Raw genomic sequence first — 24,843 nt, forward strand, 5'->3', positions numbered from 1 at the left:
CCCCTAGTGAACAAATGGTTCTAAACCGGATAAACGCATTTTAACGTCAAACCGGGGAATGGATCGTGGTGGCTGCCCGGCCACCGCATCTGCCAGAGCTTTAATATGTTCAGGTGTACTACCGCAACATCCGCCCACAATATTGACCAGCCCCGCCTGGGCCCACTCTTTAATGTGAGCTGCCATCTCGTCAGCTTCCATATCGTATTCGCCAAATTCGTTGGGCAATCCGGCGTTAGGATGCGCCGATACCAGACATTCAGCTACTCCTGCAATTTCTGCTACATACTGGCGCAGTAAATCCGGACCCAGTGCACAGTTAAGTCCAAAGGAGAAAGGGCTGATATGGCGTAACGAATAGTAGAAAGCTTCAGCGGTCTGACCTGACAATGTTCTGCCCGATGCGTCAGTAATCGTGCCCGATACCATGACTGGCAAAGTCAGTCCCAGCCGGTCGAAAACGTCATGTACGGCAAACGCAGCCGCTTTAGCGTTGAGTGTATCAAAGATGGTTTCAAGCATTAGAATATCGACGCCGCCTTCAATCAGCGCTTCGCATGATTCTGTGTAAGCCTCGACCAGTTGCTCAAATGTAACGTTTCGTTTGCCCGGATCATTGACATCCGGTGATATGGACGCCGTGCGGTTAGTTGGCCCTAACACACCAGCAACAAAACGCGGTTTCTGCGGATTTTCACTGGTGAACTTATCTGCAGCCCGACGCGCAAGCCTGGCAGATTCTACATTAATAAGATGCGCTTCGTTTTGCATCTTGTAATCGGCCATGGCAATAGAAGTCGCATTAAACGTATTTGTCTCAATAATATCGGCACCGGCAGCAAGATAATCACAATGAATCTGATAAATCAGATCTGGCTGAGTTACCGAAAGTAAATCATTGTTCCCTTTGAGATCGCAGTCCCAGTCAGCATATTGCTGACCGCGATAGTCAGCTTCATCCAGGTGATGTTGTTGAATCATGGTTCCCATGGCGCCATCCAGTACCAAAATGGCAGATTGTGCAGCCTGGGCAAGTTGTTCTGAGCGGTTACTGTTCACATCATACCTCGTTGTTGGGGCGAACACCCTGGTTCAGTGAGTTCAAATCAAATGGAGTTGTCTGATAAACATGATAATTAAGCCAGTTGGTAAATAACAAACTACCATGAGAGCGCCATCGTACCATGGGCGGCTTTTTGGGATTATTCTGCGGGTAGTAATTTTCAGGAATCTGCGGCGACTGCCCCGCTTCAGTGTCACGGAGAAACTCCTCGTGCAATGTTTCAGGGTCGTATTCGGGGTGACCGGTAATAAAAACTTTGCGTTTGTCATTCGTGGCAGCGATATAGGTTCCTGCATCTGCAGAGCGCGCCAGAACTTTCAATCCGGCGACATCTTCATACTGTTTGGTGGCGATGTGCCCGAAACGCGAGTGGGGCGCAAAAAAAGTAGGATCAAATCCTCTGAGCAATTCATTGTGCGGGGTCAGTACCTGATGTTCAAAAACGCCTGAGATTTTATGCTCTCGCAAATGACGGTTTACACCATAAAAGTGAAACATAGCGGCATGCGCTGCCCAGCAGGAATAAAGCGTAGACTGAACGTTTTGCTCTGACCAATCAAATATTTCAGTCATCTTCGACCAATATTTTACCTGGGTGTACTCCAGATGCGCCAGAGGAGCCCCCGTGACCATAAGTCCATCATAACGTTTATTTTCGACGGCGGAAAACGGATGGTAGAATGCATCCATATGCGACTGTGGTGTATTCTTAGGCGCCTGATCGTCAATGCGGATCAAATCCACATTAATTTGCAACGGCGTATTGGACAGTAGCCGAAGTAACTGTACCTCGGTTTCTATTTTGTTAGGCATTAGATTCAGAATACCGACTTCAAGAGGGCGAATATCCTGATGCGAGGCCCGCTGACTGTCCATAGTAAATATGTTTTCTCCCAGCAATACATCCTGTGCCGGAAGCTGTTCGGGAATTCTGATTGGCATGGTGACTCCACACGATAATGCGTGTGTTCATTGTGGCGTGCTGAACGAAGATGTCAACTTATTTACGTCTAGACGTCTAAACTAACTTAAGAAAAAGAGGTGTCGGACTCAATCAACTTGTTCCACCATAAACTATATTCCTGTAGGTCAGTCGGGAGTCTGTTTTCTAATGATTATTTTTGTGAATAGTAACAATGAGCTCTGCTTCAGCGCGGGGGATATCACAGGATTCCATCACTTCTTCGATAGAGGCTCCCTGCTTAACGAGTTCGGCAGCACGCTGGTAAAGGCGCATTGAGGGGTCCTGTAGTTTCACCTCTCTTATCTGATTCTCAAACTGCCTGATAGCATCTTCCAATGATTGCATATGCGTACTTTGTACTACCGACCGGCTTTGTAATTCTTCCATCTGATGTCTGACATCTCTGGTTTGGGCTTCGGTATTCTCAAGCTGCCGGGTAAGTGCGGAAATAGCAAAGTCTGCGCGTTTTCGGTACTGGCGAAAATGAATGCCCAGCGCCACTAGCAGTACCACTGAAATGGCAGCCAGAGCTAATGCCAGTACAGAAAATTGTGATGCATTCATAAAAAATACCGTAAGATCTTATCGATCAAGAGATTAGCAAGTGATGATGTGGGAAAGCAGTAAAAAAGCAGGCTTGCAGCCTGCTTCATCGGTCGCTGAACTTATCAAAGATTGGCAAGTTCATCCCATTCATCATCACTAAGCAGCTTATTGAGATCAACCAATATAAGCAACTCACCATCGCGATTACTGACACCCTGGATAAATTTGGCACTTTCTTCCGTACCCACATTTGGCGCGCTGTCGATCTCAGAACTTTTCAGATAAACCACCTCTGCAACGCTATCGACCAGAATACCTACCACCTGCTCATCCGACTCAATGATTACAATACGAGTATTATCTGTCGTCTCTGAGCCAGGCAAACCAAACCGGGCGCGGGTATCGATAACCGTAACCACGTTGCCCCGCAAATTAATGATACCCAGTACATAGTCCGGTGCTCCGGGTACGGGCGCTATTTCGTTGTAGCGAAGTACTTCCTGCACCTGCATTACATTGATTCCAAAGGTCTCATCGCCTAAGCGAAAGGTGACCCACTGTAATACTTCATCGTTACTATCTGGTGTATTGTTGGTTGTTCTTTCTTCACTCATGAACCTGGCTCCGATTGCTAAGGCGACTAATCCTGACTGCCTAAGCCATTGTTTAGCATTAATATTAGCTGGTTTACATCAACTAACGCACACATTTTTTCTTTCACGGTCCCTGCCAGCCAGGGCCGTCGGGAGTTGGCGCCGCGCCACTTAACCTCATCCTTTGCTAATGTTGTGGTATTTACCAGTTTGTCGCTGGCTAGCCCCCACAGGCTGTCACCCAACATTATCAGGTATTGATAGTTTAGTGTCTCCGACATATTTTGATCATATTTTTCGGGCATAACCCACATGGCGGTGTCTACTACATTGATCTTTTGATCGCGATGTAGCATCACTCCTTTAAACCAGGCCGGCTTACCAAATAACGGGCCGACTTTCTCAAGTTGGTGAATACCACCCAACGTAATAAGCGGTACCGCTAGTGTCAGCCCTGCCACCTCGAAAAACAGGGCCTGAAATCGCTCTTCAAGCTGATCTTTAAGGGCCAGCACAGAGTTAGTCGGTGCATGATGACCAGCCGCAGAAGCCGCAGAGTGGACGTCCGTCTGATCCGACTCAGCCGGGACTGGAACGTCCACGGGCTGCAAAACCTGGGCGGGCTCAAAATTCGTCGGCTCAGCGCGGCGAATAGTGGTATCAACCGGCTCGACCTGTGATTCATCAGCAAGTTGTTCAGCGGCCTTTTTCAACAGGCGTGCTGTGGTATGGCTGACGGGATCGGCGTTCGCAGGTTCGGTCAAAAGACTATCCAGATAGTCTTCCATCACCGCGTCCTGCATATTTCGGCTGTGGTTAGTCATTGCTTGATCTCACACCGAGCGCTTTAAGCAATTGCTGATAAGCATGCACGCCCCGCGTTCGGGGAAATGCAATGGATGCTGGCAATTGAGCAAGGCTGGCATCGCGAAAACGCGTGTCTACCGGTATCATGCCTTGCCATACATCATTTTTATAATCAGTCATCAGTTTTGCCTGAGCTTTAATCGCCGCATTAGTCCGTCGGTCAAACATTGTAGGTACGATAAGCGTGTCGAACTGCTTATCCAGTGACCGCCCCATAATTGTTAACGTCTTCATCATCCTGTCCAGCCCTTTTAAAGCCAGAAACTCTGTCTGCACAGGTACGATTACCTTATCGCAGGCAGCGAGAGCATTAACCATCAACACACCCAGAACCGGCGGGCAATCAATCAGCGCTACATCAAAACGGTGCTTGACCGTTGCTAGCGCTTTTTTAAGGATGAGGCCCATCCCAGGTTCGCTACCCATCTGTCGATCCAGCGTGGCAAGTCCCATGGTTGCAGGTAGCACATACAACCCGTCCACTTTGGTCGGAGACAGGCAATTCAGTACTGTATCGGCATCGATAGTCGCTTTATTAATAAAAATATCGTAAACAGAGCTGGTCAACCCATCCACATCGACACCAAAATAATAGCTCAACGATGCATGAGGGTCTGTGTCGATTAACAGAACCTGTTTTCCCTGCTGAGCAAGCAATCCGCCAAGGCTTACAGTGGTAGTGGTTTTGCCCACGCCGCCTTTTTGATTTGCTACAGTCCAAATCTTCAACCACTGCCCCCTAAGATGCCGGCATCATTTCGCTGCAAACACAATCTGCCATATGGTCAATCGCAATACTTTTTTGCGCGATACTGGCTTTTGTCACCGCCTGAGGCATACCGAAAACCACACAGGACGCCTGGTCCTGTGCCCATATACTGGCGCCCAGCTGTCTGAGCTTGTCACAACCGTCTTTACCATCGGCGCCCATGCCGGTCAGAATTATGCCCAACACATCACCGCCATAAACCTCTGCTAAACTGGCAAAGGTCACATCTACACTGGGTTTGTATGCATTTGAAACATCGTCGGCGTTAGTTATTTGAAGTATCACCTCAGATTGTCGGCGCTGAACGCGCATTTGCTTACCGCCTGGTGCCAGATAGGCATGGCCAGGTTTTAACACATCGCCCGGTTGCGCTTCTTTAATCTGAATAGCGCACTGATTATTTAAACGTTGTGCAAAGGCGGAGGTAAAGGTGCCGGGCATATGCTGAACCAACAGCACGGGGTAAGGAAAATTTGCTGGTAGTGGTGTTAATAATTTTTGCAGTGCTACTGGCCCACCGGTAGAAGCGCCTACCGCCAAACATTGATAGTGTTTGCCGGATTTAATGACTGAAGAGACAGTAGGAATAACGGCGGCATCTTTCTGTCCGGTCAACACCGACGATGAGCGTAAGAATGTAGACTTTGGGGCACTGCGCGCTACCGCCGGAGGCACTGACCGACTGGCAGTGCTGATGGCAGGTCTTCGCATACCGACGCCGCGACGCGCAATTAATCTGACTTTTGTTCGCAGTACAGCGGCTGCCTGTTCACGTTCTGAAGCGATGTCATCAAACTTCTTGGGCAAGAAATCCAACGCGCCGGCCTCAAGAGCATCCAGTGTCGCTTGCGCTCCCTGATGCGTGAGTGATGAAAACATCAAAATAGGCACAGGTCGCTGCTGCATAATTGCTTTAACTGCGCTGATGCCATCCATAACCGGCATTTCCACATCCATGGTTACCACATCAGGTGACAGGCGCATTAACATCTCTAATGCTTCCTGACCATCTCTGGCCTCGCCGATAACTTCAAGTTCCCGATCGGCATTTAAGATTTCACGAACACGACGGCGATAGAAGGTTGAATCATCCACCACCAGAACTTTAAAAGCCATGAATTACAGAATCCTTGGTCCAGTTATCGCTTAGTGCTTACGCGCGTAGCGCTTGAGCAATCCGGGAATATCCAGAATCAGCGCAATCCCACCATCAGACGTAATTGTCGCGCCGGCCATACCAGGTGTGCCTTGCAATAAAGCATCCAGAGGTTTGATGACCACCTCTTCCTGACCGATAAGGGCGTCCACCACAAAACCAACCTGCTGAGTGCCAATTTGAACGACCACTACATGGCCTTTCTCTCTGTTCTCAGCTTTGCCACCCCGAATAAGCCAGTCACCCAGGAAAAACAGCGGTATAGCTTTGGAGCGCACGATCATAGTCAGTTGCCCGTCTACCGTGTTGGTTTTCTGAACATCCATATTAATAATTTCGCTGACCGCACCAAGCGGCAATGCGAATGTTTGCTTACCGACAATGATCATCAAGGTCGGCAAAATGGCCAGCGTCAGTGGTACTTTAATATCAAGACGCGTGCCTTTGCCTAATTGAGAATCGATACTAATGGTACCGTTAAGCTGAGTAATTTTAGTTTTGACCACGTCCATACCAACGCCGCGGCCAGAAATATCGCTGATCTCTGTTTTAGTAGAAAATCCAGGGGCAAAAATTAAATTGAAGGCGTCTACATCAGACATGCGCGCGGCAGCATCAGCATCCATCACCCCGCGGCTTATGGCAATTTCTTTAAGCTTTTCCGGGTCCATGCCTTTACCATCATCTTTGATAGTAAGCATAATATGATCACCTTCCTGCGCAGCTGACAGGCGCACGGTACCCATACGATCTTTACCATTTTCCTGACGCTCATCAGGCATCTCAATACCGTGATCGACAGAGTTTCTGACCAGATGCACTAATGGATCGGCCAGAGCCTCCACCAGATTTTTATCCAGATCAGTATCTTCCCCATCCATCTCTAAGGTTATTTCTTTTTTCAGACTACGGGCCAGATCTCTGACAACCCGAGGAAAGCGACCAAACACTTTCTTGATAGGCTGCATACGCGTTTTCATAACCGCGCCCTGCAAATCGCCGGTCACCACATCAAGATTTGCTATCGCTTTGGTCATTGCCTCATCATTAGTGCTGATACCAAGACTGAGCAGACGATTACGCACCAGCACCAGTTCACCGACCATGTTCATAATCTGGTCCAGCCGTTTGGTATCGACCCGAACGGTGGTTTCAGCCGGTGGGGGGGTTGCAGCCGCTTTTTTATCATCTTTTTTCGGCGCCGGGCCAGAAGGGGCTGCTGGTTTGCTGTTCTGTGGAGCAGATGCTGTTGTATCCGGCTGTCGGGCCTGCTGTTGCTGACGTGCTTCGCTAACTGCTTTGGTCGCCTCAACATCTACTCTGACACGTGGTTTATCGCTGGCTGACTGTGAATCACCCGCTGCCGGCTCTTTCAGTGACGGTGCCTGACCTTTGCCATGTAACTGATCAAGCAACGCTTCAAATTCGTCATCGGTAATTTCATCATCACCGCTTGGGCTGTGTGATGAGGCTGTCGGGTTTTCCGTTTGTGCGGTTTTTTGCGCACTAAACTGACCTTTCCCATGCAAATCATCGAGCAATGCTTCAAATTCATCATCGGTGATATCATCGCCACCAGCTGGAGCTGCCGTAGGGGCTACGGGTTGGTTTTCCGTTTTGGCTGCAGCATTTTCCGGCGTGGCAGGTTTTCCCGGGGCGCCGGCGCCATGCAGCTCATCTAACAGTTTTTCAAACTCATCTTCAGTGATTTGATCGATATTACCGCCATTATTTCCACCGGTCACAGCAGTAACTTCAGGCGGCTGCGGTGTTTCTTCGACAACCAGCTCAGGCTCGTCGTCCATATTCACGTCGGCGGCGGGCTGTTGGCCAACGCTTGTCTGGTCATCAAAGATATTCTCTTCAGGTGATTCAGGCTGACTGAGCTTATGCAGAAGGTCAACTAAAGCAGGGTTTGCAGGTTCCAGGGGCTCACGGGCTTTGACACTTTCGAACATTGCCACAACCACATCGGTGGCTTGCAAAATCACGTCCATAAGCTCTGGTGTTAATGTTCGCTGTCTGTTACGCATTACGTCGAACACATTTTCCGCACCATGACAGATTTCCACAAGTTCTGTCAGCGCCAGAAATCCGGCACCACCTTTGACCGTGTGGTAACCACGGAAAATGGCGTTTAGAAGATCCCCATCATCCGGGTGATTTTCCAGATCAACAAGCTGTTCCTGAAGTTGCTCCAGAATTTCTCCGGCCTCAACCAGAAAGTCCTGTAAAATATCTTCATCAAGATCAAACGACATCAGCCCCTACTCCTTAAAAACCTAAGCTAGACAAAAGGTCATCAACATCGTCCTGACCTTTTACAACGTCGCTGCGTTCTTCGGCATTGATAATAGGCCCTTCAGCTTCGACTTTGTCATTCTGTTTTTTGTGGCTCTGCGCCGGAACTGATTCGCCCTCACGCTCGCCGAACATGGTTAGCATATTAACCAGGCTATCTTCGACTTCTTTAACCAGTTCGATAACCCGACGAATAACCTGACCGGTAAGATCCTGATAGCCTTGGGCCATGAGCACTTCGGTAAGTAAAGAGGTTAAGCGATCGGATTCTGAAGATGCATCGTTAAGCAGATTATCCAAATCTGCACACAATGTTTTAAACTCACCCACTTCAATCTGACGTGTCATAAGCTTTTTCCACTCTGGCATCAGCAAATCAATGCGCTGAGAGAGCGATTCAGCAATAGGCATACTTGCCTCAACAGCATCCATCGTAGTGTTGGCCGCTTTTTCCGTTTCTTCGATAACGTAGGTTAAACGTGTCTGTGCATCGGGAATTTCATCATTGGCCAGACCTGCAATGCGTTCATCCAGCTGAAAGTTATTGAGAGCATCATGCAACTGCCGGGTGAGTTTGCCTACTTCTGCAAATAACTCTATGGATTCCTTCATTGACACTGCCTCAAGCAGCGCGTGAGCAGATTCGTTATCGCCCTGCTCCAGGTACGTTACAAGTTGCCGTGCTTCTTCCAATGAAATAGGAACATTGACATTCGTAGTCATCCAGTTTTCCTCTTGATGGCCGGGATCGCCTGGATCAACCTAAACGTTCGAAAATTTTATCGAGCTTTTCTTTCAACGTCGCGGCTGTAAACGGCTTCACAACATAACCATTAACACCTGCCTGAGCAGCGGCTACAATTTGCTCTTTCTTAGCCTCTGCAGTTACCATCAATACCGGCAAATGCTTAAGCTTTTCATCAGCCCGAATGTTGCGCAGCAAATCGATGCCCTGCATACCCGGCATGTTCCAGTCTGTAACCACAAAATCAAAGTCGCCTTGCTGTAACATGGGAAGCGCGGTACTTCCGTCATCGGCTTCCTGGATGTTGGAAAACCCCAAGTCTTTAAGCAAATTCTTTATGATTCGTCTCATAGTAGAGAAATCATCTACCACAAGAATTTTCATATTTTTGTCCAAAATGGCCTCCACTGGGGACTAGTAAATTGTTATTAGTAATTATTCTTCGTGTTTAGTTATCGGCACGCCACGATTGCATTTTAGCTTTTAATTTTAACATGGCCTGACTGTGAATCTGGCTAACGCGGGATTCGCTTACATCCAGCACTTCACCAATTTCACGCAAATTTAATTCTTCATCATAGTACAACGACAGGACAATTGCTTCACGTTCTGGCAATGTCGTTATCGACTGAGCAAGTGCCTTTTGAAACGCTCCCTGCATCAGGTCTTCTAATGGTGTATCAGCGCTTTGATTAGCGGGGGTAGTGATAACATCTTCCGATACGCCCAGATCCTCTATACCCACCAGCTTGCCAGCGTTTACCTCATTGAGCATCTGGTGATAACTATCTATATCAACATTGAGTTTGGCGGCAATTTCTGTGTCCCGGGCGTCGCGCCCAGTTTCCCGTTCCACTTCATTGATCGCTTCAGTAATCGCCCGTCCGTTCTTGTGCACTGAACGTGGCGTCCAGTCGCCTTTTCGAATCTCATCGAGCATAGCGCCGCGAATTCTAATTCCGGCAAAGGTCTCAAAACTGGCACCTTTTGAGCCATCAAAATTGCGGGCAGCTTCAAGCAATCCAATCATTCCAGCCTGAATTAAGTCGTCTACCAGCACACTGGCAGGTAATCTCGCCATCAGGTGATGGGCTATGCGCTTAACTAAAGCAGCATGTCTTTCAACAAGCTGGGTTTTGTCGTTTTGCTGTGAGTATGCCGCCGCTTTATTATTCAACGTTGCGTTCCCGTGGCTTTTTGAGAAATTAACTGTTCGATAAAAAATTCCAGGTGCCCGCCAGGCTGATTGGGAATAGGCCAGCTGGCAGCATTTTTTGCCAGCCTTGTAATGGCTACGGATGCCGGCGACCCGGGGTAAGCATCCACAATGGCTGTTTGCTTGCGCACCGCGCGGCGAATATTTTCATCAAACGGAATAGTGGCAACCAGCTCAAGTGCCACGTCAAGAAACCGACCTGTGACTTTGGATAGTTTGCTGAACAACTCCTGCCCTTCTCTGGCATCGCGGACCATGTTCGCAACAATCTTGAATCTGAAAACACCATGCTCGCGATTGAGTATCTTTATCAGTGCGTAAGCATCGGTCAGTGACGTTGGCTCATCGCAAACTACAACCATAATATCCTGCGATGCTTTGGAAAAACTGAGCACCATGTCAGAAATACCAGCGGCGGTATCCACTAAAAGAACATCAATTGGAGTACGTAACTCACTAAATGCCCGGATAAGCCCTGCATGTTCGGTGGGTGACAGCTCAGCCATCGACTGCGTTCCGGACGTGGCAGGGGCTATCTTAATGCCGTGAGGACCAGTAACCAATACTTCGTCCAGCGTGCATTCACCTGACAGCACATGAGCCAGGTTTTTTTCGACGCGCAGCCCCAGCATAACGTCTACGTTCGCCAATCCCAGGTCAGCGTCGAGCACCATGACGCGCTTGCCCTGCCTGGCCATAGAAATAGCGGTATTGAGAGTAATATTGGTTTTACCCACTCCACCTTTACCACCGGTGACGGCGATAACTTTGATTAACCGTGACTGATTCATCTTTCGTAAGCTACTCGCTTGATCTTCAATCATACTGCCTGCGCTGAGTTTCCAAGGTGATTGCCGTTAGTATGATTCAAACCGTACTTTTTATAAAGCTTTGCAGCGGCTGATACCAGAGATTTCGCATCGGCGACTTTAATATCTTCAGGGACTTGCTGACCATCGGTTACATAACTCACCGGTAGCGCATGTTCAATTGCTACACTGAGCACCTCACCCAGACTGTAGCATTCATCCAGTTTTGTGAAGATACAACCATCCAGCTTCACTGCATCGAAGGCGTTAACTATACGTTGTAACGCCGGGTATTGAGTATTGGCCTGCGCAACAAGGTACTTTTTCACCGGTTGCATCTGACCGCCTTCAAATTTTGACAACTGTTTGATCAGGCGGCTATCGCGCTGACTAAATCCAGCTGTATCTATCAGCACCATACGCTTATGGCGCAACTGAAACAATAGCTCAGCCAACTCTTCACTGGACTGGGCTTTTCGTACTGTACACCCTATGATTTTGCCATAGGTCGCCAGTTGTTCGTACGCCGCGATACGGTAAGTATCAATCGTGATCATCGCAACTTCATCAGCACCATACTTCTGTGCGTAGCGAGCCGCCAGCTTTGCAACCGTGGTGGTTTTACCGGTTCCGGTTGGTCCCACCAGGGCAACTGCGCCAGTCTGCTGTAGAATATCATTACCTGATACATGAAGGCGATTAGCCAAAAGGTTGAGTAGATAAACCCAGGCTTCTCGCTCGTTGTATTCTTTAGGCGTATAACTGACCAGTTGTTCGGCCAGCGAAAAGCTCAGGCCCATACCTTCCAGACATTGCGTAAGATAACTTTGTGTGGGTCCCTGACGCTGCTGCTTATCGCTCATCAGCCCGGCCACCTGAAACTGCAGTACGTTGCGTAGCGAGGCCAGTTCTTCTTTTATAGCATCCAAGTCAGACTGGCTGGATGAGGTCTGGTCAGCAGTCTGACCAGTAAACTGGGTTGGCGCGTCATTATGTTGTTGGGGGCCATCGAGATCCAGATCGCCATCATCTTCAAAAAAGTTAATATGCTGGCCACGGGGGGCGGTATTTTCAGCAGCTGTGCGCTGAGGTACTGTACGCGAAGATAGGGTCTGGTCGGAGGCGGCTGCGCTATGTTTATTAACTGCTTCAGACACCGGATGTGCGGGCGCCTGACGCTGCGCCTGTCCTACTTGTTTTTCCAGCAAGGCCCGCAGGCTGTCGGGGCCTTCATCGCCGATTATCTCACTCAGACTGGGAACAGAGCGGCCTTTAGCTGCAGCGGGTTGCTTTTCTGCGGTTCTGGTGCGGTTGCCGGAAAGGTTCACCTCTGGTTCTTTATCGTATGCTGCAACCAGCTCGATACCGTCAGCTACCTTGCGGTTTGACATGATAACAGCTTCGCCGCCAAGTTCTGCTTTTACCGCATTCATTGCTTCGCGCATATCTTTGCCAAAAAAACGTCTGATTTTCATTGCAACCTCTTCACAAGCCGTGTGTCAGATTATTGACCCACTGAACTGACAATTCTTATCTGTTTGTCATCTGGCACTTCCTGATAAGACAGGACATTTAAGCCATTGACTGAATATTTAAAGAAGCGGGAAAGAACGGGCCTCAACATACCTGATGTAAGTAGTACCGCGGGCTCACCGGCTAACTCTTGTTGCTGACTGGCTTGTTGTAATGATTTTTGTAGTCTGTCTGCCAGCCCCGGTTCGATGCCTGCGCCATCTTCTCCACCTGCTTGTAAGGACTGGTGCAACATCTGTTCCAACTCTGGCGCCAGAGTTATGACGGGGATTTCAGGGGTTCCCTGGCAAATTTCCTGAGTGATAAGCCGTTTAAGGGCAATACGCACCGCAGATACCAGTACATCTGGGTCCTGGCTCTTGGTACCGTATTCACTTAACGTCTGCACAATGGTGCGCATATCCCGGATCGGCACACCTTCAAAAAGCAGTGTCTGCAGCACCTTGACCACTGTGCTTAAGGGCAGAATATCCGGTACCAGTCCTTCAACCAGTTTGGGGCTGGATTTAGCCAGCATATCCAGAAGCTGCTGAACTTCTTCGTGACCCAACAGCTGATACGCATTATTGGTCAGCAATTGCGATAAGTGGGTGGCCACGACAGTGGCTGCATCAACCACGGTATAACCCAGAGTTTGAGCATGTTCACGCTGAGCGGGCTTGATCCACACGGCATCCAGACCAAATGCGGGATCCTGTGTAGCCTGCCCTTCCAGCTGACCGAAAACCTGACCGGGATTAATTGCTAATTCCTGGTCGTGACTGATCTGGGCATCACCTATTGTTACGCCCAGCATCGCGATATTATAGGCATTGGGGTCTAAATCGAGGTTGTCCCGAATGTGTACAGGCGGAATAAGAAAGCCCAGCTCTTGCGACAATTTTTTACGTACACCCTTTATACGCGTTAGCAACTCACCGCCTTGTGACTTATCTACCAGCGGGATCAACCGGTAACCCACCTCCAGCCCGACAGTATCGACCTGATGAACATCATCCCAGCCCAACTCTTTGACTTCGCTGGATTCGATAGCATCTTGTGCGGGTAGCGTTGTGCTGACAGGTTCCTGCTCTGCTTTTTGCGCCTGCCGGGTTTGCCAGTAAGCATAGCCGCCCACGATGGCCGAAAACCCTAAGAAGGCAACGTGGGGCATACCGGGAATGATGCCCATGACAAACAGTACCGCTGACGCTATATACAGTGCCTGCTGATTACCCAACTGATTGCGAATCTCTTTACCCATTTCCTGGGTTTCATTTTCGCGGGTAACGATGATGGCGGTGGCTACTGACAAAAGTAATGAGGGAATTTGCGCAACGAGCCCGTCACCGATGGTCAGGATGGTATAGACTTCTACGGCATTGCCGAACGAAAGGTCGTGCTGAATCATACCAATGAAAAGCCCGCCCACAATATTTATCAGCATGATAAATAAACCGGCGATGGCATCCCCTTTAACAAATTTTGACGCACCGTCCATGGAGCCGTAAAAGTCTGCTTCCCCGGTAATTTCCTGACGACGCCGGCGTGCCTCGTCCTGATCAATATAACCGGCGTTCAAATCAGCATCGATGGCCATTTGCTTACCCGGCATAGCGTCAAGGGTGAACCGGGCATTGACCTCAGAAATTCGGCCAGCACCGGCGGTAACTACCTTAAAGTTGATAATAAGTAAGATGGCAAAAACCACCACACCCACTGCGTAGTTACCGCCTATGACGACTTCACCAAATGCTTCGATGACTTTTCCGGCCGCATCACCGCCTTCGTGGCCGTACAACAGTACCACCCGCGTGGAGGCTACATTGAGCGCCAGCCTGAGGACCGTGGCAATAAGCAGGATTAACGGGAAAATACCAAAATCGATGGGCCGCTGGGTAAACACCGCCACCAAAATGATGACCAGTGACAGCGCGATATTAAAACTGAATAAGACATCCAGAAGAAACGGCGGCATGGGCAGAATGACCATACCCATAATAGCCAGAAGCACGATAGGTGCGCCAAGACCGGCGGTAAATTTTTGCAGCTGGTTTTTATCAAACCGCTGTAGATAACCTGCTAACTGCATCGCGTATTATCTCACTATCAGAATTTTGACGCTAAAAGACTGCTCTGGCTAAGATAGTTCAACTACCGTGCCATAATTAAGCATCGATTTTTGACAGCCAGGAACCTGCTATTATTTTAATTAAATAACAGCAGGTTAGAATAAACACATGACGCCACGGCGTCCCTAACGACGCAGTTCTTCGGGGATGGGTAAATCTTTTTTCAATGGTTTGGGTCGCTTGGCCTTGCCTGCTTTATAAGCGCGTAGCTGATATACATAGGCCAGCACCTGGGCGACCGCCATAAACAGTTTGTTGGGTACTTCATCATTAACTTCTGTAGAATAAAAAATCGCCCGTGCCAGCATGGGTGAAGGAATAAGGGGGACATCGTGGGCGGTGGCAATTTTTCGGATATGCATAGCCAGCTGGTCCTGCCCCTTGGCTACCACGACAGGCGCCCGGTTACCGTCTTCTTCATACTTAATGGCTACAGAGTAATGCGTCGGGTTGGTGACCACCACGTCAGCGTCGGGTACATCCTGCATCATCCGGTTCGCTGCGGCCTGGAACTGCAGATTTCTGATACGCCCTTTTACCTGAGGATCACCTTCAGCATTTTTATGTTCATCTTTGATTTCCTGCTTGGACATCTTCATTTCTTTATTATGCTTAAATGATTGATAAGGAACATCAATCAATGCAATGGGAATCATTCCCAGGGTTAGGAAGAGAAACGCCCATTCCAGCATGCCCATGGCATGAAAAAGATTCAGTGGATACAACTCCTGGTCGAGGTGAAGTGCTTCATCTTTGAAGAAAATTAATGCACCTACGGCGATGGCGCCAATCACAAAAAATTTGGCGATCGCTTTAAACATCTCCACCAGCGCATTGGGCCCAAGCATACGTTTAAAACCGCTAACAGGGCTTAGCTTACTGGCTTTCGGCGCTGCCGACTTCCAGCTGAAATTATAGCCGCCCAGCGCCACGCTGCCATACACGCCAGCCAGCATGGAAACAATCATGTATGCTACCACAGGCCAGGCCACCGACATCAACGCCTCGCCACTGGCAGAAAACATATGCGATACGTCATAGGTTTCATCCCTGGATAAGGTGAACATACGTTGGGTCATCAGGTAAATATCTTCCGCTATAACGTTACCCATCATTAAAAACATGAAGGCACTGACAATAAGAACCAGCGCAGTCGATAGTTCTTTGGAACGGGCAAGCTGGCCTTTCTCCCTGGCATCCTTGAGTTTCTTCTCCGTGGGTTCTTCTGTTTTTTCCTGTGCATCAGACATGGTGCAACCTCCTTACCCCGGACAAATGCGCAATAATTCGCACATAAACTGTTGCGCTCTGTCCCATTGCGCGGAAAAGTGGACAATAAAATTGTCCAGCGTAATCCAGATAACCAGCAGCCCGGTAATCTGAGCGATTGAAAAACCGATACTGAAAATATTCAACTGTGGCGCGGCCTTAGTCATAACACCAAAGGCCAGATTGACGATCAACAGTGAAACAATAGGTGCCAGCGATAGTGTCACGGCAGAAACAAACATCCAGGCGCCCCAGTGCGCGATCTCGCGCATTTGTTCACCGGTAAACCATGCATCGCCAATCGGAAACGCATCAAAACTCATAACAATCATCTGAATCATGGAAAGATGTCCATCCATCGCCCAGAATAACAGCGTGGCCAGAATAAGATAAAACTGACCAACCGCCGGCACGTTAATGCCATTAACGGGATCAACAATTGACGCAAAGCCCAGACCAGTCTGCATCGCGACAATCTGCCCCGCCAGTACAAAGGTATTTAGTACCATCATGGAGATAAATCCCATCGCGATACCAATCAGCAGCTGAAGGATAATTTCCATAAATGCCCCCAGCCCCACTAAATTGTCAAAGGGAACCGGCTCAATAACAGGGACAATTATCAGGGTTAAAAAGATGGCCAGCAGCGCGCGAACAGTTGGGGAGATTGAGTTGGCACTAAGACCAATCATGGCGACAAACATACCGCTTATGCGCATGAACGGTAGTGTCATATCCGCCATAAACTGCGTAATGACGCCATAGTCAAACTGCATGATTAACCGACAACCTGGGGAATTTGTTCAACCATATGGTAGAAAAAGTCCATCAGCTTTTTCACCAGCCAGTTGCCCCCCCAGCTTAGCGCCAATAGGGTGACGATAAGACGGGGCAGAAAGCTCATGGTTTGCTCGTTGATAGAGGTAGCGGCCTGAAAAACCGCCACAATCAGGCCAACGATCAAACTTGGCACAATCACAGCAGAAACCAGCAGAATTACCATAAACATGGATTCACGGAGTATCTCAACAAAAACCTCGGGTGACATAACGCCTCCTAGACCCCCATCCCAAAACTGGTGGCCAGTGTGCCAAAAACCAGGTTCCAGCCATCCACCAACACGAATAGCATTAACTTAAACGGCAACGACACAATCATAGGAGACAGCATCATCATCCCCATCGCCATGAGTATGGAAGCCACCACCAGATCGATAATCAGAAAAGGTATAAACAGCATAAAACCAATTTGAAATGCAGTTTTTAGTTCGCTGGTAACAAATGATGGAATTAGTATTGTCAGGGGCACCTCAGACGGCTCCTGATATTTATCCTCGTCCCCGGCAATGCGAACAAACGTTTCCAGATCCTTAACCCGAGTTTGCGAGAGCATAAATGCGCGCATGGGTGCCTTGGCTTCCTCGAACGCCTGCTTGCTGGTCATTTCCTCATCCAGATAAGGCTGTAATGCTCTTTCATTTATCTGATCAAATACCGGTCGCATGATGAACAGAGATAAAAACAGGCTAACGCCAATGAGGATCTGGTTGGAGGGCGACTGCTGAAGACCGATGGCCTGGCGCAGAATAGACAACACCACGATGATCCGGGTAAACGAGGTCATCATCATAATAAATGCAGGAATCAGACTTAGCGCCGTCATAATAAATAGCGCTTGCAGCGTCATCGAGTAATCTTCGCTGCCGTCAGGGTTAGTCGTTACGGTGACCGCTGAAATGCCTTGCTGCCCATAAGCAGGAAGGGCAAATAATCCAACAGCAAGAAGACTTAAGAACACCCACAATCGTTTATTTTGCATTGTTATTGTCCTCCTTCACCGCAGGATTGATTTTTCCGGCCATGGCTTTGACCAATTTTTCTTTAAACTGACTGCCGCTGGTAATGGCCTGTTGATTAGGCGCAATATTTTTATCCAGCTTGCATAAGTGGGAAATATTGTGACTGGTAACACCAATCATATGCTGCTCGTCGCCCACTTCAATTACCATAATTCGTTCTTTGGCCCCGGCCACCATACTGGCCACAACTTTAAGCTGGCCGCCGCCACCGTGAGTGACATTAAATCGACGCATCACATAAGCAAGAGCGAAAATGATTGCTACCACCAGTAAAAGTGATAGAAAAATTGACAGTACAGAAGTGGGATTGGTGATGGACTGGGTGCTTTGGGCCACTGCATCAAAGGATAGTATCAGGGGTAGCGTAGCGCAACCCCCTGATAAGATTAATGATCTAGCGAAGCTTTTTGATTCTCTCGATTTGACTAATAACATCGGTGAGTCGGATACCAAATTTGTCGTTAACTACTACTACCTCACCATGAGCAATCAACGTGCCATTTACTAAAACATCCAATGGTTCTCCGGCTACCCGATCCAACTCGACCACCGAGCCCTGGTTGAGCTGTAACAGATTTCGAATACTAATCTGACTGCGACCCACTTCCATAGAAATGGTCACCGGAATATCCAAAATGGTATCCAACTTGCGTTTTTCTTCTGAACTCATAGGCGCATCTTCGGAAAACTCGTCCAATTCAGCAGGCTGCACATCGTGCTCGCCGCTGTTTTGCTCGCCGTCTTCAGTTTCTGCCTGTTCCGCCATCGCGGCAGCCCAGTCGTCCATGCCGTCTTGTTCACTCATAACAATGCCTCTTGTTGCTAAGGCCTGGGTTACAGGTCTTCTTCAAGTACTTGCAGTTCCGCATCATTATCGATGATACGGCCCCCGCGGGTTAAAAGTTGTAGCTCTGATTTTACCGAGGTTGGTCGTGGTATTTTCTCGATAATTTTGAGCGCCAGATTATCTCTGGAGCGCCCGAGCTTGGCTCTGAATGTTGGCAGATCCTCAATCATTACCGTTATATGCTCTGGCATCTCCACCGGAATAATATCCCCGGCTTTAAATTCCATGACCTGCTTTAATGAGACTTCTACGTCCAGCATGTGGGTGGATAGTGCCACATCCACATCCATAATTTCATCGCGCAGTGCCTTGCTCCAACGCAAATCTGTATCTTCTTTATCGCTTTGTACACCGGCATCCAGTAACTCCCGGATAGGCTCAAGCATCGAGTATGGCAATGACACATGAAAATCGCCACCACCTCCGTCCAGCTCTATATGAAACGAGCTGATCACCACCACCTCCGTGGGACTAACAATGTTTGCCATGGCCGGATTCACTTCTGAGTCAAGATACTCAAACGACACGTCCATAACAGGTGCCCAGGCTTCTTTGTAATCCTCGAAAATAATTTTCAGCAGCATCTGGATAATACGACGTTCAGTAGGCGTAAATTCCCGCCCCTCAATTTTGGCGTGGTAACGGCCATCGCCGCCAAAAAAGTTGTCTACCAGAATAAACACCAGTCGCGCTTCCATGGTGATAAGCCCGGTTCCTTTTAAGGGGCGAAACCGCACCATATTTAAACTGGTAGGCACAAATAAGGTGTGAATGTACTCACCAAATTTGATCATCTGGATGCCGTTAATTGAGACCTCGGCGGATCGTCGCATCATATTAAAAAGGCTTACCCGCAAATGCCGGGCGAAGCGTTCGTTGACGATTTCCAGCGTTGGCATTCGCCCGCGTACAATTCTATCCTGTGAGGAGAAGTCATACTCGAGCGCCGAAGAATCGGAGGGCGACTCGCTGGCCTCTTCTTCTTCAACATCATCAACACCGTGTAAGAGGGCGTCAATTTCATCCTGAGATAATAAATCGCTCACAGTCTTTTCCTGATTTATTGCATGACGAAGCCAGTGAACAGCACCTGTTCAACTACATCGGCTCCAACGGTTTCATTTAATACTTTTTGCACTTCGGTGACAGCACGCTCGCGCAAGGCAACTTTGCCAGCTTCCGTAATCAATTCATCGGCACTGCTGGCGCTGAAAACCTGTAACAGGGTACCTTCTATCAGCGGTATATGCATTTTTGCCATTTCTTCGTTGTCGCTACCGCGTACCATCAACTGCACTTTAATCTCAACCAGGCGATCCCGCCCTGTGCCGGGCACATTAAAGGTAAACGGACGTGGCATTGGCACATAAAGCGCACTTCCCATTTTGGCTTTGTCTCCCGCCGGGGCCTCATCGCTGACGCCAGCCTCCTGCTGGGTTAACTCACTGTCCTGAGGCACTGGCTCGTCGCTGCCAGAAAATAAAAAATACCAGGCCGCGCCCCCCGCACCCAATAGTGCAACAACAACGATAACAATCAGGGGTAACTTACTTTTCTTACCGCTTTCTTCAATTTGTAATTCTTCTTCAGCCATTTTTTAACCGCTCAGGTAACATCTTCAGGAAGCCGCCATTATCAGGGTTCACCGGCAAATCGCAATAATCCAAAAGGCCAATTAGGCATAGTAATCTATACCGCCCTGCGCCTGACGAGTCAAAGGCTGTTCAATAACCTGCACCGACTCATCGCTATCAGTCTGGGCGCCACCATGTTTAGCAAATCCTCCCTGGCTGTCGCTTTGATTATCTGACTGGCCACTATTATGTTGATGCACTGCAGATTCGCCCAGTTCGATTCCCTGCTCTGCTAGCATTTCTTTAAGGCGCGGCTCGGCCTGAGATAGGGCTTCACGCGCTTGCTGAGACTGTACAACAAAGCTGACCGATGCTGCATCGCCCTGCACATTAACTCTGACCTGCATGCTGCCCATTTCAGGCGGATCCATACGAATTTCAGCCATCATATTGCGGCTGTTGACCATCCAGCGAATTTTCTCCGTCAGTTGTTTCTGCCCTTCTGGCTGATGAATATTGACGGGCTGTGAAAGTCCTTCGGACTGCCGTGCCGCGGCGCTGCTTTCACTGCGGGCCTGCGAATTTTCCACCATCGTCACATCTGGCGTGGTTAGCTGCGTCGCCTGAGAGATCGCTGCGCTGGTTGCCTGTGCTGCATTAAGCAGACTATTGACCTGGGTCAGCTGCTGATCAATGCCCTGGCGTAACGCCGGGGTCACAGTCACCTCTGCCTGTTGCAGGGCATCTGTCACCAGCGCCTTCAGGCTCAGACCCGGTTCATGCCCCTGCGCTACCTGATTTTTCATTTCCGCCATACCGGCTGCGATAGCATCGGTGACTTGTTTTTTAGCGCCCTCAGTCAGGCCGGGTACCAGTTCGGTTATACGCTGTGTCACATTCTGAGTAACCGCATCAGTTTGTTTCTTATCAAGACTGACAATATTGTCTGACAATGAACGTGCTTTTTCACTCAATCCCTCGCCAGCTGCCATTGCAGTGTCTAACTGACCAACCGATGATTGCCCGGGCTGAGGTGCTGTCTTTCCCTGAATTAGGGATACAAGCAGTTCGGCGTCACTGCCACCCACTAAGGTACTTTCGTCACCTTTTAACTGTGCTGTTAACGCAGCTAAATTATCAGCGTCAGACGAACTTTGTACCCCGGTTGTAGTTTTACCCTGTAAAGCATCGGCTATGGCGGTAGCCAGTTGTTTGAGCGCCGCAGGTGTCTGCTGGCCGTCAGGCAGGCCAGCTGTCTGATTACCAGATGCTTGTTCGAGCATTTGCTGGCCCAGTTTCGCAATGAGCTCAGGAATTTTAGGAATCTTATCGTGCCCGCGGCGGGTTTCACTGCCCTGGCTGCTCAACAACTCAGCCAGTTCCTGCCCCAACGAGCTGGCTTCTCCAACCTCACCCTTGACGGTGCCTTCCAGTTTGCTCATCTGCGCGGCTGATATTGCGTTATTTTCACCGTCTTGCGCAATTGCACGTACTTGCTCTACATAAGCAAGCCAGTCGATGTCATCAGTTTCTGCCTGGCTTGCAGCAATTCCATTAGACGATGTTTCATCAAGTTTTGATGGCTCGGCAGAATCAGCATCAACGGACTTTACGTGATCGCAGATTCTGCTCTTCTCAGAATCTGCGCCGCGCGCCGACGGTGCAGCTGGCGCGTTTGCTGCTTCATGGCCTGCCCGCTTTTGCTCCCGGCGTTTTGAAGCCTGGCGAGTATCAGCATCATTCCCGGTCGACAATACAGGTTTGTCATCACGAGTGGTGTTCTGTTCCGAGCGCCTGAATGTTTCTGAAAAGGCTGCGCCGTTTTGGCTGTCACGACGCATAGAAACATCAGCATCGGTATCAATCGGTAAGGCGGCAACGTCCTGGCGCTTAGTGGCAATGTGTTGCATCATAACCTTTATTCCTTTTACTAAATATCCCGCCTAAGCCTTGCAAACTGTGATTTGCAGACTGTTGTCAGGGGAGGTAAAACCGTCACTGATTTTTTACAGCAAGTCGTGTTCCAGAAATGAAAAAAAGACTAAATCTATCTGTTTGGAAAACTTAATAACCTGATTTTGCGCGTAAAAATCGCTGTGCAGCGAATTCGTCAAGTTGATCCTGCTCGCGACGGTTACTTGCCACTGCAGCCTCGTGCTGTCTTTTTTCAATGAGCAGGTCGACGGCTTTTCGACGTTTTTGTTGCTGCAGATATTGTTGCCGGCGCTGGTCAACTACCAACGAAGCTCGCGAGATAACCTGATTTTGCTGTTCGCAGGCTTTATCGAGCTTAGCGACAAATTGCAGATGCTGATGATAATCCCGAGCGTCCAGGCCGCCTTGCTTGCCGTTTTGCTGCAGGTTTCTCAGGTAATCCAGGCGGTATTGCTGCAAACTGGCAAGTTTCTGACGTTGTTGATTCAACGTTTGCTGGGCCATTTGGTAGGCCTGTGCGGCTTTATCTTCACGATTTTGCTCTACGCGGATAACCGTATCAAGCTGCCCCATATTCGTTACCCATTACCCAGGCCGCTGGCAAGCGCCTGCATGGCCTCATGACATTGCTCAAACGGCAGGGTTTGTTTCATTCCCTGCTGCAAAAATGCATTAATAGCCGGTTCCGCTTGTATCGCTAAATCAATGCGAGGATCCGAGCCCCGCGCATACGCGCCTATCGCGATCAAATCCTGATTTTGCTTGTATGTAGAATAAACCTGGCGAATTCGACGGGCCTGAAACTGGTGTTCTTCGCTAACTACCATGGGCATCACCCGACTGATGGATGCTTCGATATCAATCGCCGGATAATGACCACTATCGGCCAGTTTCCTTGACAAAACCACATGGCCGTCCAGTATTGCCCGCGCTGCATCAGCAATAGGATCCTGTAAATCGTCACCTTCGGTAAGCACAGTATAAAAGGCGGTAATAGAGCCCTGATTTTCAGTGCCGTTGCCAGCACGTTCGACCAACGCCGGCAGTCGCGCAAAAACGGATGGCGGATAGCCCTTGGTGGCCGGCGGTTCGCCCACCGCCAGCGCAATTTCACGCTGAGCCATGGCATATCTGGTCAGTGAGTCCACCAACAGCAAGACATTTTTGCCCTGGTCACGAAAGTATTCTGCGATGGTGACAGCTGTCTCACAGGCTTTCAAACGCATAAGGGGCGAAGTGTCTGCCGGGGCTGCCACAATAACGGCGCGCTGGCGCTCTTCCTCGGTCAGGATTTCATGAATAAACTCTTTGACCTCACGGCCCCTTTCGCCGACCAGACCAACCACTACCACGTCGGCTTCACTACCCCGGGTCATCATGCCCAGTAACACGCTTTTGCCCACGCCGCTGCCAGCAAACAGGCCCATTCTCTGCCCTATGCCCACCGTATTGAGCGCATTGATTGACCGCACCCCCACATCCATCGGCTGGGAAATCGGCTTGCGTAGCAAAGGATTCATTGCCGCGCGCGTAGTAGGCATTCGCTTTTCTGTTTTTATCGCACCCAGACCATCTAACGGCTGACCATTGCCATCCACCACCCGACCCAGCAAGTCCATGCCTACAGCTAGGCCACTTTCACGATTAAGCGGTGTGACCCGTGAGCCGGGAACTATGCCGCGCACCGCCTCGGTTGGCATCAGATAAGTGATATTATCGCCAAAACCGACAACTTCCGCTTCAATCTCTCCTTCGATGGTTTGTACTTTGCACTGGCTGCCGACCGGTAGCTGGCAACCTACTGCCTCCAGGGTCAAACCAATGCCACGCACCAGCTTGCCGGACGCCAGAATCGGTGGCTCGGGAATCTGATCCTTTAAATCACTAAAATATCTGCCAAAGGGATCAGTCACGGGTCAGGCCCTGCTCTGTCAAAAATTTGTCCAGTACTTCCCGGGTCCGTCTTTCTATTGAGTTGTCCACCGCGTTAGTCGTGGTAACAATGTCACATCCACCCCGCGATAGTGCAGGTGATTCAACAAGCTGCCAGTGCTTTTGAGCTATCGTTTCTGCGCCAAAATGCGCTTCCACCAGCGCAATATCTTCCGGATGCATATGGATCTGATATTCTTTTTCATTAACCGGCAGCGCTTTTATGCCTTCAGCAAGCGCCTGCAAAATAACCTGTTCGTTGGTTTGTACTTCGTGGCGGATAACTGTTCTGGCTAATGCTACTGCCAATTGCACCAATTGTTGACGCGATTCGTCGGTAACCTGACTGAGCGGATCTTGCAGACTATCTGCCAGTGACTGCCAGATTTCGCTCTGCGCATCAATGTGGATTTTTGCTTCATCCAGCCCCTGTTGAAGTCCTTCAGCATGGCCGGCCGCGCGACCTTCTTCAAACCCCTGCTCCAGACCCTCTGCTTTGCCTTCTTCGAACCCCGCCTGCTTACCTTCAGCATAGCCCTCATCCTGAGCAGACTGCCTGATAGCTTCAATTTCCTGAAGTGTCGGCGGCTTTATCTCTTCTTCTTCCTCAGGTGGCTCGTATTTCCAGTCACTGCGCCGGTTTAACGCATTCGTTTTACGCGCCTGCTCAGCATCCTTTGCGGTATCGTCAACAAAAGGTAAATCCCATAATTTGGCGTTTGACGCCGATACATCATCATAATCAGACATTATTT

General features: G+C 49.3%; 26 protein-coding genes. All 26 read right to left on the reverse strand.

The genetic code is table 11. From position 1 onward, the window contains the following. Window positions 1-3: 3 nt before the first annotated feature. Window positions 4-1,059: a homocysteine S-methyltransferase family protein gene (locus F458_RS19390; protein WP_018983402.1), complete on the reverse strand. Its 1,056-nt coding sequence runs from the start codon at window positions 1,057-1,059 to the stop codon at window positions 4-6. A gap of 1 nt (window position 1,060) precedes the next feature. Further along, the gene (metA, locus tag F458_RS0110635) at window positions 1,061-2,005 is read right to left on the reverse strand and encodes a homoserine O-acetyltransferase MetA (protein ID WP_018983403.1); all 945 of its coding nucleotides are present in this window, start codon (window positions 2,003-2,005) and stop codon (window positions 1,061-1,063) included. Between the two features lie 166 nt (window positions 2,006-2,171). Then, window positions 2,172-2,591, reverse strand: a complete 420-nt coding sequence (locus F458_RS0110640; RefSeq protein WP_018983404.1) for a DUF2802 domain-containing protein — start codon at window positions 2,589-2,591, stop codon at window positions 2,172-2,174. A gap of 104 nt (window positions 2,592-2,695) precedes the next feature. After that, the gene (locus F458_RS0110645; protein WP_018983405.1) at window positions 2,696-3,187 is read right to left on the reverse strand and encodes a chemotaxis protein CheW; all 492 of its coding nucleotides are present in this window, start codon (window positions 3,185-3,187) and stop codon (window positions 2,696-2,698) included. Between the two features lie 26 nt (window positions 3,188-3,213). Next, entirely contained in the window at window positions 3,214-3,990 is a 777-nt protein-coding gene (locus tag F458_RS0110650) for a chemotaxis protein CheW (RefSeq protein ID WP_018983406.1), read from the reverse strand. Further along, window positions 3,983-4,762, reverse strand: a complete 780-nt coding sequence (locus tag F458_RS0110655) for a ParA family protein (RefSeq protein ID WP_018983407.1) — start codon at window positions 4,760-4,762, stop codon at window positions 3,983-3,985. The genes F458_RS0110650 and F458_RS0110655 overlap by 8 nt, the downstream gene beginning before the upstream one ends. Window positions 4,763-4,772: 10 nt before the next feature. Further along, window positions 4,773-5,918 (reverse strand): protein-glutamate methylesterase/protein-glutamine glutaminase, encoded by a 1,146-nt coding sequence (locus F458_RS0110660; protein WP_018983408.1) that lies wholly within the window; start codon window positions 5,916-5,918, stop codon window positions 4,773-4,775. 30 nt (window positions 5,919-5,948) lie between these two features. Further along, window positions 5,949-8,219 (reverse strand): chemotaxis protein CheA, encoded by a 2,271-nt coding sequence (locus F458_RS0110665; protein ID WP_018983409.1) that lies wholly within the window; start codon window positions 8,217-8,219, stop codon window positions 5,949-5,951. A 13-nt stretch (window positions 8,220-8,232) separates the two neighbouring features. Beyond that, window positions 8,233-8,982 carry a protein phosphatase CheZ gene (locus tag F458_RS0110670; protein ID WP_018983410.1) on the reverse strand — a complete coding sequence of 250 codons (750 nt, stop codon included), beginning with the start codon at window positions 8,980-8,982 and terminating at the stop codon, window positions 8,233-8,235. A gap of 34 nt (window positions 8,983-9,016) precedes the next feature. Continuing rightward, complete coding sequence (gene cheY, locus F458_RS0110675) at window positions 9,017-9,400, reverse strand: chemotaxis response regulator CheY (protein WP_040610362.1); 384 nt, start codon at window positions 9,398-9,400, stop codon at window positions 9,017-9,019. Window positions 9,401-9,452: 52 nt separating this feature from the next. After that, complete coding sequence (locus tag F458_RS0110680) at window positions 9,453-10,181, reverse strand: RNA polymerase sigma factor FliA (protein WP_018983412.1); 729 nt, start codon at window positions 10,179-10,181, stop codon at window positions 9,453-9,455. Then, window positions 10,178-11,044 (reverse strand): MinD/ParA family protein, encoded by an 867-nt coding sequence (locus F458_RS0110685; protein ID WP_018983413.1) that lies wholly within the window; start codon window positions 11,042-11,044, stop codon window positions 10,178-10,180. Before F458_RS0110685 ends, F458_RS0110680 begins: the two co-directional genes overlap by 4 nt. Next, window positions 11,041-12,504: a flagellar biosynthesis protein FlhF gene (gene flhF, locus F458_RS0110690; RefSeq protein ID WP_018983414.1), complete on the reverse strand. Its 1,464-nt coding sequence runs from the start codon at window positions 12,502-12,504 to the stop codon at window positions 11,041-11,043. Before flhF ends, F458_RS0110685 begins: the two co-directional genes overlap by 4 nt. A 29-nt stretch (window positions 12,505-12,533) precedes the next feature. Further along, window positions 12,534-14,633 (reverse strand): flagellar biosynthesis protein FlhA, encoded by a 2,100-nt coding sequence (gene flhA / locus F458_RS0110695; RefSeq protein WP_018983415.1) that lies wholly within the window; start codon window positions 14,631-14,633, stop codon window positions 12,534-12,536. A gap of 165 nt (window positions 14,634-14,798) precedes the next feature. After that, the gene (flhB, locus tag F458_RS0110700; protein WP_018983416.1) at window positions 14,799-15,923 is read right to left on the reverse strand and encodes a flagellar biosynthesis protein FlhB; all 1,125 of its coding nucleotides are present in this window, start codon (window positions 15,921-15,923) and stop codon (window positions 14,799-14,801) included. Window positions 15,924-15,935: 12 nt separating this feature from the next. Beyond that, window positions 15,936-16,718, reverse strand: a complete 783-nt coding sequence (gene fliR, locus F458_RS0110705) for a flagellar biosynthetic protein FliR (RefSeq protein WP_018983417.1) — start codon at window positions 16,716-16,718, stop codon at window positions 15,936-15,938. Between the two features lie 2 nt (window positions 16,719-16,720). Then, on the reverse strand, window positions 16,721-16,990 hold the full coding sequence (gene fliQ / locus F458_RS0110710) for a flagellar biosynthesis protein FliQ (protein WP_018983418.1): 270 nt from the start codon (window positions 16,988-16,990) through the stop codon (window positions 16,721-16,723). Window positions 16,991-16,998: 8 nt separating this feature from the next. Then, complete coding sequence (gene fliP, locus F458_RS0110715; protein ID WP_018983419.1) at window positions 16,999-17,760, reverse strand: flagellar type III secretion system pore protein FliP; 762 nt, start codon at window positions 17,758-17,760, stop codon at window positions 16,999-17,001. Then, window positions 17,750-18,136, reverse strand: a complete 387-nt coding sequence (gene fliO / locus F458_RS0110720) for a flagellar biosynthetic protein FliO (RefSeq protein WP_018983420.1) — start codon at window positions 18,134-18,136, stop codon at window positions 17,750-17,752. The genes fliP and fliO overlap by 11 nt, the downstream gene beginning before the upstream one ends. A 58-nt stretch (window positions 18,137-18,194) precedes the next feature. Beyond that, window positions 18,195-18,605, reverse strand: a complete 411-nt coding sequence (gene fliN / locus F458_RS0110725) for a flagellar motor switch protein FliN (RefSeq protein WP_018983421.1) — start codon at window positions 18,603-18,605, stop codon at window positions 18,195-18,197. Between the two features lie 29 nt (window positions 18,606-18,634). Next, window positions 18,635-19,693, reverse strand: a complete 1,059-nt coding sequence (gene fliM, locus F458_RS0110730; RefSeq protein ID WP_018983422.1) for a flagellar motor switch protein FliM — start codon at window positions 19,691-19,693, stop codon at window positions 18,635-18,637. A gap of 14 nt (window positions 19,694-19,707) precedes the next feature. After that, entirely contained in the window at window positions 19,708-20,241 is a 534-nt protein-coding gene (gene fliL, locus F458_RS0110735) for a flagellar basal body-associated protein FliL (RefSeq protein ID WP_018983423.1), read from the reverse strand. Window positions 20,242-20,322: 81 nt separating this feature from the next. Beyond that, window positions 20,323-22,134: a flagellar hook-length control protein FliK gene (locus F458_RS20140; protein ID WP_018983424.1), complete on the reverse strand. Its 1,812-nt coding sequence runs from the start codon at window positions 22,132-22,134 to the stop codon at window positions 20,323-20,325. A 151-nt stretch (window positions 22,135-22,285) separates the two neighbouring features. Continuing rightward, a complete protein-coding gene (gene fliJ / locus F458_RS0110745; protein ID WP_018983425.1) occupies window positions 22,286-22,729 on the reverse strand; it encodes a flagellar export protein FliJ in 444 nt (147 codons plus the stop codon). A 5-nt stretch (window positions 22,730-22,734) separates the two neighbouring features. Further along, window positions 22,735-24,069 (reverse strand): flagellar protein export ATPase FliI, encoded by a 1,335-nt coding sequence (fliI, locus tag F458_RS0110750; RefSeq protein ID WP_018983426.1) that lies wholly within the window; start codon window positions 24,067-24,069, stop codon window positions 22,735-22,737. Beyond that, a complete protein-coding gene (gene fliH / locus F458_RS0110755; RefSeq protein WP_018983427.1) occupies window positions 24,062-24,838 on the reverse strand; it encodes a flagellar assembly protein FliH in 777 nt (258 codons plus the stop codon). The genes fliI and fliH overlap by 8 nt, the downstream gene beginning before the upstream one ends. Window positions 24,839-24,843 lie beyond the last annotated feature (5 nt).

Source organism: Salinimonas chungwhensis DSM 16280 (assembly GCF_000378185.1).
Taxonomy (GTDB): domain Bacteria; phylum Pseudomonadota; class Gammaproteobacteria; order Enterobacterales; family Alteromonadaceae; genus Alteromonas; species Alteromonas chungwhensis.

Bases quoted from the DNA above. Each gene is read 5' to 3' on its own strand.
- flhF (WP_018983414.1), bottom strand. From the start codon at position 12,504: ATGAAAATCAGACGTTTTTTTGGCAAAGATATGCGCGAAGCAATGAAT.
- F458_RS0110645 (WP_018983405.1), bottom strand. From the start codon at position 3,187: ATGAGTGAAGAAAGAACAACCAACAATACACCAGATAGTAACGATGAA.
- fliH (WP_018983427.1), bottom strand. From the start codon at position 24,838: ATGTCTGATTATGATGATGTATCGGCGTCAAACGCCAAATTATGGGAT.
- flhA (WP_018983415.1), bottom strand. From the start codon at position 14,633: ATGCAGTTAGCAGGTTATCTACAGCGGTTTGATAAAAACCAGCTGCAA.
- F458_RS0110670 (WP_018983410.1), bottom strand. From the start codon at position 8,982: ATGACTACGAATGTCAATGTTCCTATTTCATTGGAAGAAGCACGGCAA.
- F458_RS20140 (WP_018983424.1), bottom strand. From the start codon at position 22,134: ATGATGCAACACATTGCCACTAAGCGCCAGGACGTTGCCGCCTTACCG.
- fliR (WP_018983417.1), bottom strand. From the start codon at position 16,718: ATGCAGTTTGACTATGGCGTCATTACGCAGTTTATGGCGGATATGACA.
- fliL (WP_018983423.1), bottom strand. From the start codon at position 20,241: ATGGCTGAAGAAGAATTACAAATTGAAGAAAGCGGTAAGAAAAGTAAG.
- F458_RS0110660 (WP_018983408.1), bottom strand. From the start codon at position 5,918: ATGGCTTTTAAAGTTCTGGTGGTGGATGATTCAACCTTCTATCGCCGT.
- fliJ (WP_018983425.1), bottom strand. From the start codon at position 22,729: ATGGGGCAGCTTGATACGGTTATCCGCGTAGAGCAAAATCGTGAAGAT.
- F458_RS0110665 (WP_018983409.1), bottom strand. From the start codon at position 8,219: ATGTCGTTTGATCTTGATGAAGATATTTTACAGGACTTTCTGGTTGAG.
- F458_RS0110650 (WP_018983406.1), bottom strand. From the start codon at position 3,990: ATGACTAACCACAGCCGAAATATGCAGGACGCGGTGATGGAAGACTAT.
- flhB (WP_018983416.1), bottom strand. From the start codon at position 15,923: ATGTCTGATGCACAGGAAAAAACAGAAGAACCCACGGAGAAGAAACTC.
- metA (WP_018983403.1), bottom strand. From the start codon at position 2,005: ATGCCAATCAGAATTCCCGAACAGCTTCCGGCACAGGATGTATTGCTG.
- fliQ (WP_018983418.1), bottom strand. From the start codon at position 16,990: ATGTCACCCGAGGTTTTTGTTGAGATACTCCGTGAATCCATGTTTATG.
- fliP (WP_018983419.1), bottom strand. From the start codon at position 17,760: ATGCAAAATAAACGATTGTGGGTGTTCTTAAGTCTTCTTGCTGTTGGA.
- F458_RS0110685 (WP_018983413.1), bottom strand. From the start codon at position 11,044: ATGATTGAAGATCAAGCGAGTAGCTTACGAAAGATGAATCAGTCACGG.
- fliN (WP_018983421.1), bottom strand. From the start codon at position 18,605: ATGAGTGAACAAGACGGCATGGACGACTGGGCTGCCGCGATGGCGGAA.
- F458_RS0110640 (WP_018983404.1), bottom strand. From the start codon at position 2,591: ATGAATGCATCACAATTTTCTGTACTGGCATTAGCTCTGGCTGCCATT.